This window comes from Candidatus Saccharibacteria bacterium oral taxon 488, from assembly GCA_013099015.1.
GTDB lineage: Bacteria > Patescibacteriota > Saccharimonadia > Saccharimonadales > Saccharimonadaceae > Nanosynbacter.
This window is the reverse complement of sequence record CP039998.1, coordinates 1-13,150: the sequence shown is the minus strand read 5'-3', so window position 1 is coordinate 13,150 and position 13,150 is coordinate 1. Positions and strand designations below refer to the sequence as shown.

Annotated in this window: 9 protein-coding genes; 7 read left to right on the top strand and 2 right to left on the bottom strand. The window is 49.4% G+C overall.

Annotation, left to right across the window (positions count from 1 at the left end):
* Positions 1–18 precede the first annotated feature (18 nt).
* The 7 genes from FBF29_00045 (at position 19) to FBF29_00015 (ending at position 10,446) form a co-directional block, all read left to right on the top strand.
* Complete coding sequence (locus FBF29_00045) at positions 19–909, top strand: PrgI family protein (GenBank protein QJU07111.1); 891 nt, start codon at positions 19–21, stop codon at positions 907–909.
* Positions 910–1,556: 647 nt separating this feature from the next.
* The gene (locus FBF29_00040) at positions 1,557–1,994 is read left to right on the top strand and encodes a hypothetical protein (protein ID QJU07945.1); all 438 of its coding nucleotides are present in this window, start codon (positions 1,557–1,559) and stop codon (positions 1,992–1,994) included.
* Positions 1,987–3,849, top strand: coding sequence for a DUF87 domain-containing protein (locus FBF29_00035; GenBank protein QJU07110.1), 1,863 nt, complete (start codon positions 1,987–1,989; stop codon positions 3,847–3,849). Before FBF29_00040 ends, FBF29_00035 begins: the two co-directional genes overlap by 8 nt.
* A 15-nt stretch (positions 3,850–3,864) precedes the next feature.
* Complete coding sequence (locus FBF29_00030; protein ID QJU07109.1) at positions 3,865–6,936, top strand: hypothetical protein; 3,072 nt, start codon at positions 3,865–3,867, stop codon at positions 6,934–6,936.
* Between the two features lie 9 nt (positions 6,937–6,945).
* Positions 6,946–8,670, top strand: a complete 1,725-nt coding sequence (locus FBF29_00025) for a M23 family metallopeptidase (GenBank protein QJU07108.1) — start codon at positions 6,946–6,948, stop codon at positions 8,668–8,670.
* Between the two features lie 8 nt (positions 8,671–8,678).
* Entirely contained in the window at positions 8,679–9,095 is a 417-nt protein-coding gene (locus FBF29_00020) for a hypothetical protein (GenBank protein QJU07107.1), read from the top strand.
* Between the two features lie 7 nt (positions 9,096–9,102).
* Entirely contained in the window at positions 9,103–10,446 is a 1,344-nt protein-coding gene (locus FBF29_00015; GenBank protein QJU07106.1) for a hypothetical protein, read from the top strand.
* Here the strand turns inward: FBF29_00015 and dnaN are convergent.
* Positions 10,443–11,543, bottom strand: coding sequence for a DNA polymerase III subunit beta (gene dnaN / locus FBF29_00010; protein QJU07105.1), 1,101 nt, complete (start codon positions 11,541–11,543; stop codon positions 10,443–10,445). The genes FBF29_00015 and dnaN overlap by 4 nt on opposite strands.
* 260 nt (positions 11,544–11,803) lie before the next feature.
* Positions 11,804–13,150, bottom strand: coding sequence for a chromosomal replication initiator protein DnaA (gene dnaA / locus FBF29_00005; protein QJU07104.1), 1,347 nt, complete (start codon positions 13,148–13,150; stop codon positions 11,804–11,806).

Below are 13,150 nucleotides of genomic sequence, written 5' to 3'. Positions count from 1 at the left end.
CTGCTATAATAATACCCAATGGCCGTCTACAAAGTTCCCCAGGATGTGGAAGCTGATGACAAGCTGCTCGGGCCGTTTAGCTTCAAGCAGTTCATTTTCTTGATCATCGCGGTCGGAATGGTTGCGCTAGCATGGGGCCTATTCTCGGTGCTGCCGCCACTGGCGATCATCCCGGTGCCAATTGCGCTATTTTTTGGGGCATTAGCCTTACCACTGCGCAAGGATCAGCCAATGGAGGTTTATCTCGCAGCAGTTATTTCATTTATACTTAAGCCCAAGCAACGACTGTGGCGAGCCGATGGTATTGAGCGAATGGTCGAAGTCATTGCTCCGCGTATTGAGGAAAAGCAATATAGCAAGGGGTATGACCAGGCAGAAGTTAATCGCCGACTGTCATATCTGGCGACACTGGTAGATACACACGGCTGGTCGGTGCGTGGTGTCAGCAACCCAAACAGCTCGGTGGGGGGAAGCTCAATGCAAGCAGACTGGTATAACGAGGCTCAGACCGCCCAAGATCCACTGGACCCGAGTAGCAAGACAGCCCGCGCCTTTGAAACACTGATTGAGCGGGCCGACGAAAAGCGTCATGATGACATTGTCCAGCAAATGCAGCGAGCCCAAACCACCCCGACTACCCAGACCGCCCAAGACGACCAAGCCCCCTCACCGCAACCCTCGACCTTCAACCCCTATCCAACTATGCAGCAGTCTATCATCACGCCCATCAGCGAGCAGACGACCGCGACGGCCCACACCGACCAGGCGCCCCCTAGCACAGCACCCGTCTCGCCTGCTATAATGGACTTAGCGCGTAATCACAGCGATCTGTCAGTCGCCTCGCTCCAACGAGAGGCCGGTCGCATCCAAAAAGAACATGATAAGGAAGTCGTGATTTCGCTTCACTAGGTGGGATATCTATGCAACCAGATCAGCAACAGCAACCATATCACTATCCACCAGATGCAGCCACTGCACCACAGTTTGGTGCACCGTCAAATTTGCCGACCACGCCGGGGGTCATTGCCTCTGGGCCTGACCCAGTCTCCGCAGAACCAACCTCACCGTACGCTCAGTTTCCTGATCAATTCAGCCCGCTGCCACCATCGCAATCGCAAACACAAGCACCAACCCAGCCGACGCCAAGCACGCAACCCGCGGCACAACCAACCCCCAACTTGCCGCCCGCACCCGAGCCCAACCAGCCACAGCCAGCCCCGCAACAGCCCGCCAAGCAGCCAACTAACCAGGCAAAACCTCAACAAAAAGGCCCAACCAGCACCCAGAATACGCTGCTATTTTCTGAGATGCGCGAGAACATGATTATCATGAACGACGGCAGCTTTCGGGCGATTGTTCAATGTCAGTCGATCAACTTCGATCTGATGAGTGGCCGCGAGCGGGAGGGAATTGAATTTAGCTACCAAAACTTCCTTAACTCGTTATATTTTCCGGTTCAAGTGCTCATTCGCTCACGACGCGTCGACATCGGACCATACATCGACCGCCTCGTTGACATTCGCCGCAACCAAGACAATATGCTCCTCAACGTGCTGATGGATGACTACATCAACTTTATCGATGTCCTTGCCCAGGAGGCTAATATTATGGATAAGGATTTTTACATCGTGGTACCGTATTATCAGAGCGGCGACATGCAAGTTATCAAGCAGCAGGCCAAGGGTCTGTTCGATAGCTTTTTTGGCGGCAAGAAAGACAATGTCGTCACCAAGATCGAGCAGACCGCCTACGAAAAGGCCAAGGATGAAATTAAGAACCGAGTTGATTCGGTAATGAGCGGGCTGTTTCAGATGGGCGTGAAGAGTTCGCAGCTTAACACCAAACAGCTGGGCGAATTATTCTACAGTTCATACAACCCTGACGTGGCACCGCAACAACCATTGAGCGTTGGCGCCGATGAGCTAGCAACGACCTATGTCCGCAAGGGGCAGGGCGAATCGCCACATGGGTATGGAGGAGCGCGACATGGCTAGAAAAAAGAAGTTAGACGCTATTGATATCGCCGCTCAACAGCGGGCCCGCGAGCAGGCCGAGGTAGAGCAGGCATTTCTCACCGGCGTGAGAACCTTACGCGACTTTATTGCCCCGAGTAGTCTCGAGCTCAAGTCTGACCACTTCCGCCTCGGCTCAAAGTACGGCCGCACCATGTACGTCTACGGGTATCCGCGCGAGCTATACACCGGTTGGCTCAGCTCGGTGATCAACATCGACGAGGTGCTGGATATTAGTATGTTCATTTACCCGGTTGACACCCAGGTGGTACTCAACAACCTGCGCAAGAAAGTGACTCAGCTCGAGGCCAGCCTCAGTATCAATTCCGAGAAGGGCAAGGTGCGCGACCCAGCGATGGAAGCGGCATTGCAGGACGCCGAGGAACTGCGCAACCAGCTACAGATCGGCTCGGAAAAGTTCTTCCGCTTTGGCCTTTACATCACGATTTATGCCGACAGTATTGATGAACTCAACTTTATCCAGCACAAGATCGAGACAATTTTTGGCCAGCAGCTGGTGTTCTCTAAGGTTGCCTCGGCCCAACAAGAGCAGGGCCTCAATAGCACCATTCCACAGCTGACCGACCAGCTCCAGGTTCGCCGCAACATGAATACCGGCGCTATTTCTACCAGCTTTCCGTTTACCTCGGCCGATCTAACTGACGGCAAGGGTGTGCTATATGGTATTAATATGCATAATAACGGCTTGGTAATTTTTGATCGCTTTTCTCTCGAGAATGCCAACATGGTGGTGTTCGCTAAATCTGGTGCTGGTAAGTCGTTCACCGTCAAACTGGAGGCACTGCGCAGTATGATGCTCGGCTCGGACATCGTGATTATCGACCCAGAAAACGAATACCAGAAATTGTCCGACGCCGTTGGCGGCAGCTACATTCGACTCAGCCTCAACAGCGACACCCGCATCAATCCGTTTGATCTGCCGCGAGTAATTGATACCGATGAGGCAGACGATGCACTGAGGGCGAATTTAGTGACGCTGCATGGGTTGTTGCGACAGATGCTGGGTGGTTCGCAGACGACAGCGGGTGGACAGATTATCGCCGGACTGACGGCCGCTGAAGAGGCTGATATTGACCAGGCGCTGATCGACACCTACGCCCGCATCGGCATCACCGCCGACCCATTGACACATCACTCGACACCGCCAACTATCGCCGACCTCTACGATACGCTGCTTCATATGGGCGGCACCGGGCCAAGCCTCGCCCAACGGCTCCGCAAGTTTACCTCGGGTACTTTCGCTGGTATCTTTAGTCAGCAATCAAACATCGATATCAATAACACCATGGTGGTCTTTAATATCCGCGATCTCGAGGACGAGCTACGACCGATCGCTATGTACATTGTGCTCAATCACATCTGGAACATTACGCGTACCGACCAAAAACGGCGCATGCTCATCGTCGATGAGGCCTGGCAGCTGATGCGCTACGACGACTCTGCCAACTTCCTGTTTTCTCTCGCCAAGCGCGCCCGCAAATATCAGCTCGGTCTCACGACCATCACCCAGGACGTCGAGGACTTTATGGGTAGCAAGATGGGCCGAGCCATTGTCGCTAACTCGTCGATGCAGCTGCTGCTCAAGCAGTCAACCAGCGCCGTTGATGTCCTTTCCAGTGTCTTCAAACTAACCGAGGAAGAGCAAAAACGCCTCGCCAATTTCCCCGTGGGGCAGGGGCTATTCTTTGCCGGACAAAACCACGTTCACATCCAGATTCAGGCCAGTGACACCGAATATGAACTTATCAACACCTCGCCGATCTCTCGACACCAGCTACCATCAGAGACACCGCTCGGCGGGTACGGGGCAGTGTAGTATAATTGGAGGCATATGGCAACAGCAACAAAACCGCCGCGATTTGACACCACGACCGACTCTGATGCTGATGGACGAGCAAATCCGTTTGAGCTACATGATGATTCATCGGAGCGACTGAATGCTGGTGAGCAAGCAGAGCTTGACCAGATAGAAGCGGGACTAAGGGACGATGGCTTTGACCTCGACAATAGTCAGTTTGATAAGCAAAAAAAACAAGAAACTAGCGCCAATGCTGCTCAAACGCTAGCCGATCTGGAGAATGAATTTAACTATCCCGACGCCCAGGCTCAACAAGAGAGTAAGGCACCTTCTAGAAGCAGAAACTTCATGAAAAGACTCAAAAAAAATAAGGGTGCCTCCTTTGCTGTCGTTCTCATTCTCGGGGCGTTTGGTATAGCCGCACCGTTTGCCGTTAACTTATTTAAGCTCAACTCCCTGTTGGAGCCCATTATTGGTAAGGTGACCAAAGTCCCCGAGCACGCCATTGAGCAGCGATTTGAGTATCTTGTCACGCGCTGGCTATCTATGAGAATTATGAAAGAGGCGTATCCAGGTGATAAAAACCTAGTTTTTTGCGCCGGTGGTGGCCTGTTGTGTCACCTCGGATCAACTAAATACTCCGACTGGTTTACCAAGCAACTAGACGCAAAATTCGAGAAAGAGGGTAGAAAAATTAAAACAACCCTCAACGCAACCGGTAAATCGAGCTTGGGAGGCAAGGCTACTAGTTTCACGGTGTCGCTAGAAAACATCGGCAAGGATCTTAGCTCTCTCACACGCAACGTATCAAAAGAGCTAAGTGGACACAAGGAGGCCAGGCGCTTTGTTAATAATATGGTCAAGCAGGCCCATGGTAAAAATTATGTCCTCCGCTATATATCAAAAAAAATTCTCATGCGTAAATATGGCATTAAGCGCTTCAATATTATCCCTGACAAAACAGCCAAAAACCTGACGGAAGTCTCCGCAAAGATTAAGGCGTCAATCATCAAGGGGCTTGTCGGTAGAGTGTCCACGAGGATGACTGCCTACATCGGCTGCCTCCAGGGGGCAAATGTCGCAACTTGTAAGCAGCTGCTTGATAAGCTAGACTTTGATATTGATAAACGAATAAAGGAGGCCGAGGACGCGGTCAACTCATCAAAGGAGGGATCCGAAGAGCGCAAGCGAGCCGAGGCACAACTCAAAAAGGCCCAGGGTAGCAAGGCATCGCTCGAATCAGCAAAAAGCGTTATCAACGGCGAAGTAGATGGTTCACTCGGAAAGGTTATCTCAAAAGAGCTCATTAAGAAAGTACTGGGGCCAATCGCTGTTGTTGGTTGGATTGATATGGCGTTTAGGGCGGTTGGTGCAATTGACGGACGGGTGCTTGAGGCTATCTTCTACGATGCTATGACACAGGCGGTTACAGCATTTGCCTTTAATGAAGACTCCAGTCCAATGGTTGCCGCCGATCAGATTAAGGACGGTAGTGCAGATATGAACACTCTCGCCGTTGCAAGTAAAATGTTTGACGGAGCAGAAAGGTCGCCGCTATTCCAGCTATTCCAGCTTCCTTCGACAGAATCAGCTTCGCCAATGCTCGCTAGCTTGTCGAAAGGTATTACAAGAAAGTGTACAAACGAAGCCGGAGAGGAGGTAAACACCAAGCTGCCACCGGGCGAGTCAATTTGTCCTGAGAATAAAATGGTTCGTGATTTTACAACGATAAAAAACAATCCTTGGTGGAGGGGATTGGCGTCAGTTGCCGGTTTTTGGAATAGTTCCATCGGGCAAGCTTTTAAGGCGCTGGATGACATCACCTCGACAATAACCGGCCCCCTTTGGGATCTTGTCAAACATCTTCCGGGTGTTAGTTTTGGTGTAGAAAAACTACAGCAACTCGTCCAGTGGATGATTGGTCAAATAATCCCCCTTCCATCGCTTGGGGTTGGAGCATCGGGTGTATCAAACTATGAGGCGCTTGCTGCCGCCCTACACTCAACCAGCAACGAATCTATGGCGCACGGACAGAACAAAGACAACCCGTCCGGTAAGACCGATGGTGCTGGCGGAGCTGCCCTATCCGACGAACAGTTAGCGTCAATTGTTCAGCACAAGAACCGCCAAGAAAAAGAGGAATTCGACGCACAGCCAATGCTCGCAAAACTATTCAACCCATCCTTGCGGGGTTCTATAGCTAATCAGCTCCTGGCAAAAATACCAACCAATGGCTCGTCGGCGCTACAATTCCTCCTTAATACCCCCTCGACTATAGTTAATGGCACCACAAAAAAAGCAAAGGCCGGTACGGCAGACATACACACCCTCAAGGCGTTCGGTATTCCAAATTACGGTTATGCCGACAGCTCAACCTTTAGTGCCGACCCGGGTACTTACACCCAAGAATACTGTGCCGCTAGCGCCAAGGCCAGGGAAGACAGCCTCAGTCTCGAAGACGGCGAGCTACTCCACACCTATAAAAAGACTGATCCATGTGCTCTTGAAAAGGTCGTTGGTGGAATGCTGGCAACAGCTGCCGACGATAAGGAGAGTAATCTCTATATAGAAGAGGCCGGCAACAAGAAAGACGAGCAGTCATCAGGGCAGTCCGGGTCTAATGATAGCGGAAACCTCAGTGGTGCACCAAGCCGTGACGGGTGGGTGTGGCCGATGAATCAGAAGGTTGACCCAGGACCATGCTGGGGTCGTAATGTCGGATCACTGGGTGTACACGCAGGAATGGATATGAACTCTACTGTAGTGCAAAACGTTTATGCTGCACACGACGGTGAGGTTGTTTGGGCGAAAAACTATGGAGCAGGGGGTAATGCCGTGCGCATAAAAACTCCTGAGGGTATCTACTACACCTATCAGCACTTAACGAGTTACAGTGTGTCTGCTGGTCAATCCGTTAAGGCGGGTCAGGTAGTTGGGGTTGGTGGTCTAACCGGTAGACTTAGTGTCGCAGGTTCAACAAAAGTTCATCTACACATGGTGGTATCGCGTTCCGACGACCACCCATCATATGGATCGCTTAAGAATTCCTTTAACCCGATGGACGTGTTACCAAAAGAAGCGCCAAATAATTATAAGTGTTACTAGAGGCAACCTATGAAGAAATATCGCAAAACCACCCTCAGACAACACCTATATCAGCTTGGTATTCTTTTGAGCGTAGCCTGTCTCGTCATAACAAACTCAGCATCACCGGTGTCGGCGCTTGACGAAAAATCTTACCTGAATAATTCCATATATTTTCTGAGCAAAAAAGACGAGCAGTGTACCCCGGGACAATCCAATAGTCAGGGCTACACAACTATCGGCGAGGAGGTAGAGGTGGGCGTTTCTATTTATGGCGGCACGTGGGACGGCAAAAACCTCAAGCGCAACCCCGGAGATGATAATGGTAATTCGCTAACCGGAAAACTTAATGGTCGTACGACATTTGCTGAACTGAGCAACGCAAGAAGTCTGGACTTTAAGGCGCTCACCGACGCCCTTAAGGCTCCTGAAAATATGCGCACCCCGGCTAATCACGCCTGGAAGGGCGGGCTCAAACCAAAGGCTAAGCTAAAAATAACCTATAACGGCAAGACTATTGTTATGGAAAAGGGTGACGTCGGTACTGGAGGTGGCAATGTTGAGGGTAAGGTGCGTGCCGTTGACCTGTGGTATGAAACAGCAAAATTACTCGACTTTAGGGTTGGTACGGGAGTTGCCAAGGTGCAGCTAGTTAGCGACGATACGCCAGTGACCCCCCTCGACGGACAGCCAGTAACAACCTCGCAAAACACAAATATTCCGATGTCTGTTCCTGACGGGTCGAGCACTGGTGAGCGTGTATTTAAGTTTTTACTCAACAAAGGGCTGTCACGCAATCAAGCGCTCGGTATCGTCGCCAACCTTATGCAAGAGTCTGGTGGAGGAACACTTGATCTAAAACCGGATCTACAAAACCACATCGGTGCATACGGCATTGCCCAATGGCTCGGAAATAGACGCACGGGCCTTCAAGAATTCGCCAAAAAGAACGGGATGACCGAGAAAGATTTTGTGGCGCAGGTTAATTATTTATGGGACGAGCTCAACGACAGCAAAAAACCCTATAAAAGCACCGTTCTCGACCCCATCAAGGCTAGTACCACTCTCGTTGAGGCTGTTACGATTTTTCTAGAAAAATTTGAGGTTCCGTGCCTACCAGGTCGTTGCGCAACAGAGATAGCCAAGCGCATGGCTCACGCGGCAGTTGCCGAGTCGAAATTAGCCGGCGTTAATGGGGGTGGGGGCTCAACCGAGGAAAAGTGTGAAAATGATAGTGCAAGTGGCGCAGTAAGCTCTAGCGGGTACGCCCTGCCGATTATTGGTCACGACAAGAATCCCAAGCACCTCAATTGTACACCACGCATGTCGTCAAACCCTTGCCATCACGATGGGACGCCAGCCTTTGACCTCATCGCAAAACCAGGCACAAAAGTTGTTGCCATCACTGATGGCGTTATAGACTCAACAAAGCCTTACACAATAGGGGCCGCCGCCTCAGACCCTAAATGTAAATCAATTCAGTTCAAGGGGGATGATGGCTGGTATTATTGGTATGGGCACACCACCATAGACGCTCCAAAAGGTACCCGCTTTAAGGCAGGGCAGGTTATGGGGGTAGTCGGTAGTGTAGCATGCGGAATGGGCGGAGCATCACACCTGCATATCGACAGAGGCTCTCCAAAAGGAAGAACAGCCGGAGAAAAGAATCACCGAGACGATGGATTTGTCTCATTAATGCAAAAACTGCTTAAGGAGGCAGGGGACAAGGGTAGTAGTCCAAATCCAGCACTATGATATCATTCATGAGAAATTTATCACCCACGGCAAAAATAGTTCTTATTTTTATATTTTTTGCAACGGCAACAGCGACCCTATCCCTATCTATCCAGAGATTACTCGGCGACCATGGCGCTAACGATCCGCACGAAGACTCCACTGTTCACGATAGTACATTAAAAATTACCAACTCTGACGACCCCTTCCAAAAAGCCAACATCTCGGCAATAAAAGGCCGAATTCTCAACGCTATATACAAACGCCATTACGATGAAACCGGAAAAATCGAGCGACGGGCAAAAATTGATGGCGGTATCCACAGAAGCAACAAGAACTATAACTTTAAGATAGTATTCCAGCCTAGTAATATACGCTACACTGTCAAATTGACAGTAATAAACCTTGAGCAATTCAATTACACTATTGATATACAGAAAGGGTAAATAATACGTGATTGTCTTTAAAAAACTCACCATAGACGACATTATGAACATAACTATAATTGTTCTATGTGCTGCATCACTAATCGGTATTATTATGCTTGTATTTTCATATTTTCACACGACACCAACCAACCTAACTAGCCCGATAGTAAAAAACGCCATACGCATGGATAATGTTATCCGTGACGGACGAATTCGCTATTACAACGGTAATACATTTGCCGAAATATCGCCATCATCGTTGCAGGTACAAAAAATCGTTAATTTTGATATGCTTCTTGGTGTTTCATCGATCACATGGCTTAGGAGCGGGGCAATCATAACGTTTGCAAATCTACCGTCAAACCCCTCAATCCGCCAAGATATGGATGCTGCGCTCAATAAGGTGCGTCGTGAAAACCCTGAGGTAAATATCGTTGAGAGTAACGCCTATTGGCATCTCGACTTCAAGAGTAGTAAAATCTCCCTCCTTACATATAGCGAGAAAACCAATCCACTCCATTACGATAAAAATACTGGACAAATATTTTTTTATGACCTACCGATACCAAATGCCACCGTATTTGGGACTATCAATCAAGATGGAAACATTCGCCGTGCAATATATACAACTGACAGCAGCCAAGAAAAAGTAATATACGAAAACGGCGACTTACTGTATTTCTTGTCAAGTCTTGAAAGCAGCAAACTCACGCTGAAGTCATACAACAAAAAGACCAAAGCGGTTACTGAACTCGTGCGAGATGTCTTTGACTCTGATACCGACCTCGCCTATGCCCAAGTGGCCATGGGTGACGGCAAGCTGTTCTATACGGATGGTGACGGACGGCACAATTTTATAAAGGCTATTGATGTCAACTCTAAAAATAAGTCCGTTATTCTCAAGGAGTCATATGCGTCACACTTCTATTTTGGTGCAAATTCTATGGTTGACGTTATCGAGAACGGAAAGATGTCGGCGACGATTTATAAATATGATATGAAACTTCAAAAAGAAGCCGCCCCACGACGCCTTGTCTCTAGTAATGCCGTCCTCGGCGAGAATGTTATTTACAATAACGATGTTCTGTATATAAAAGACGGACCCAATATCTATGACATACTTCACGCGAGAAAAAGAGACTTTTCAGCTGAGCAATTTGAAAAATCCTTCCGTAGTGACAATGCTTATCTCGATCGTGATATTTTCAACCAAAAACTCATTGATAATAGCTATAGCTTATTTATAGCAAAGGGCTCCCTAAAGGACGAATATCAAAAGGTGAAAAAACACCTCGAATCGAAGGGGCAAAATATTCTTGACTTTACCATAGAGCCGAGGCTTGGTAGCCAAGCCACATTCGACCTCTAGCGCTTCAACGGCATAACAATATGCATACAATCTGGCGTAGGGGTCTGCTCGCGGATGACGCATGGCGACAGCTTACCGTTAAACGAGAAGGTGACGGTCTCGCCATCAGTGGCGCCGAGCGACTCAATCAGATAGCGAGAATTAAGCGTAATTTCGCCGTCGCTTGACACCTCGGCGCTGGCCTCAGAGGTATTCTCGCCAAGCTCCGAAGCGATTGAGTGGATTGATAGTAGCGCCTGCTCGTGACTAGCCGTGAGGGTAATACCGCCACCCGATTCGCGCGCAAATAGACTAGCGACCTTGGTGATGCGCAGGAAATCAGCCTTCTTAATCACTACATCGGTCTCGGCGAGTTTAGGGATCAGTTGACGATAGTCGGGAAACTTACCGTCGATCAGCCGACTCACGATCTCTAAATGATCCGTCCGAAACCCAACCTGCGTTTCATCAAAAAACAAACTCACATCACTCGTCTCGGTGTCGAGGCTTCGCAATAGCTCTTGTAGTGTCGATGCCGGCACGATGGCCGTAATTTCGCCATCAAACTTCATCAGCCGCTTCTCCGCTAGCCGATAACCGTCCGTGGCCGCTAGATACAACTCACTATTATAGGTATGCCAGTACACACCAGTTAACACCGCCCGCGTGGCATCACTAGACGTCGCGATAATGGTTTGCGAAACTGCCTTTTTTAGCTCATCCGTACTCATATCCAGTCGCACCGCCGTCTGCTCGTCCACTGTCGGCAGCTCCGGAAACTCGTCTGCTACGACGCCATTGATAACCGATGAAAACTTGTCTGCGGTCAGGTGTAGATGCTCATCCTTAACCTCCAACTCGACCGTACCACTTGGCAGGCTGGCGACAAACTCGCTCACTAGTCGGGCTGGGATAGTTATCGAGCCGGGCTTCTCGACCTTGGCGCCAACATACTGAGTGGAAGCGACCTCCAGATTCGTTGCCGCTACGACCAGCCGAGAGCCATCGGTTCGTAGTAAAATATTGTTCAGTATTGCTAGTTCGTTACGACTAGCGGCGATGCGCCCAACGCTAGCGAGGGCTTTGGCGAGGTTTTCTTGGGTGACGGTGAGCTTCATATTCTTATTATAAATCCTTTCTTAATTTTATTCAGCGGTTAGTAATAATAGGCGCTGTGGAAACTGGGTAAATATTGTGTTCAGACAGAGGTAGTAGCGGTATTGTGTCAGTGGAAAAGACGGTGGATTTGCTGGGTATGGTGTCGTGGACAAGACGCCGATTATCCACGTGATGCTGCTTGGCCCATTTGATAACAACTAGATTAGTGGATAGTCGTTCACACGTTTGTCGCTGGTTATACGCACGTTTTACCCAGGTTTTACACATAGAGCTTGTCTCGGATGTCGTTAATTTGTTCACGAATATTGACGCTGATGAGCATCTCCTTGCTAATTTTGTCGACCGAATGAATGGCGGTAGTATGATCTTTGCGACCAAGTTCCTGGGCGATTTTTGGAAAACTCATCTTGAGCTCGCTTCGCAGCAGGTACATGGCAATTTGGCGTGGCTGCATGATGTATTTATCGCGCTTTGGCGAACACACGTCCTTGACCTCAACACCAAAGTGGCGAGCGGTTTTGTCGATAATTTGCTTGGCGGTGATATGTTGCGGGCGAGAGCGCTTGATATTACCAAGCAGTCCCTCGGCGGTTTCGGTATCAGGCGTGATGTTCTGCATCTCGGCATAGGCAAGGAGTTGATTGAGCGCCCCCTCAAGTTCGCGGATATTGGTCTTGAAATTAGTGGCGAGGTATTCGACGACATCGGCGGACAACTCCACATTACTCAGGCCGGCCTTGGCAGTAACGATAGCGCAGCGAGTTTCATAATCAGGCATCTGCACGTCAATCGTCATACCCCACTCAAAGCGACTGCGCAGGCGGTCGGTCAGGGTAGGGATACTTTTGGGCGGCTTGTCAGAGCTGATAATGATCTGCTTGTCGTGTTGGTGTAGGTCGTTAAAGGTGTGGAAGAACTCGTCCTGAGTTTTTTCCTTGTTGGCGATAAACTGCATATCGTCAACGATCAAGACATCGACGTTACGATACTTGTCGGAAAATCCTTTTTTCTTGAAGCGAATTGAGTCGAGGAATTCACTCACAAAGGTCTCGGTGGTAGTATATAACACGCGGGCGGAGGGTTGGCGCTTAATAATCTCGTTACCAACGGCCTGCATCAAATGGGTTTTACCAAGCCCCGAACCACCATAGAGATAAAGCGGATTGTATTTGGTGCCAGGATTAGCGGCAATCGCTTGACAGGCGGCGTGCGCCAGGTCATTGCTCGAGCCAACGATAAAGTTGTCAAAGGTGTAGCGTGGGTTGAGGTTGGTTGTCGATTTGTTAGCTTGTTTAATAATTGATGGACTGGTCGCAGTTGAATGTGGCTCATCGCGATTGAGGCGTTGTCTCCGAGTAGCCACCTTTTTTGGTCGAAAATGAATCGTCGAGACCGCAAGGCCATTTCGTTTCAAACCGTCAGCGATGCGCTGATAATATCGTTTTTCTAGTTGTGTTAACACGAAAGGGTTGGGTGACAGGACGGCCACTTCGTTATCAGATATAATGTCAAGCTCGGTCGACTTAAACCAGGTCGAAAATGACGATGGCGGAATTGAAACTTCAATTTCACCCAACACTCCCTGCCAAATAGCTTGACTATTCAC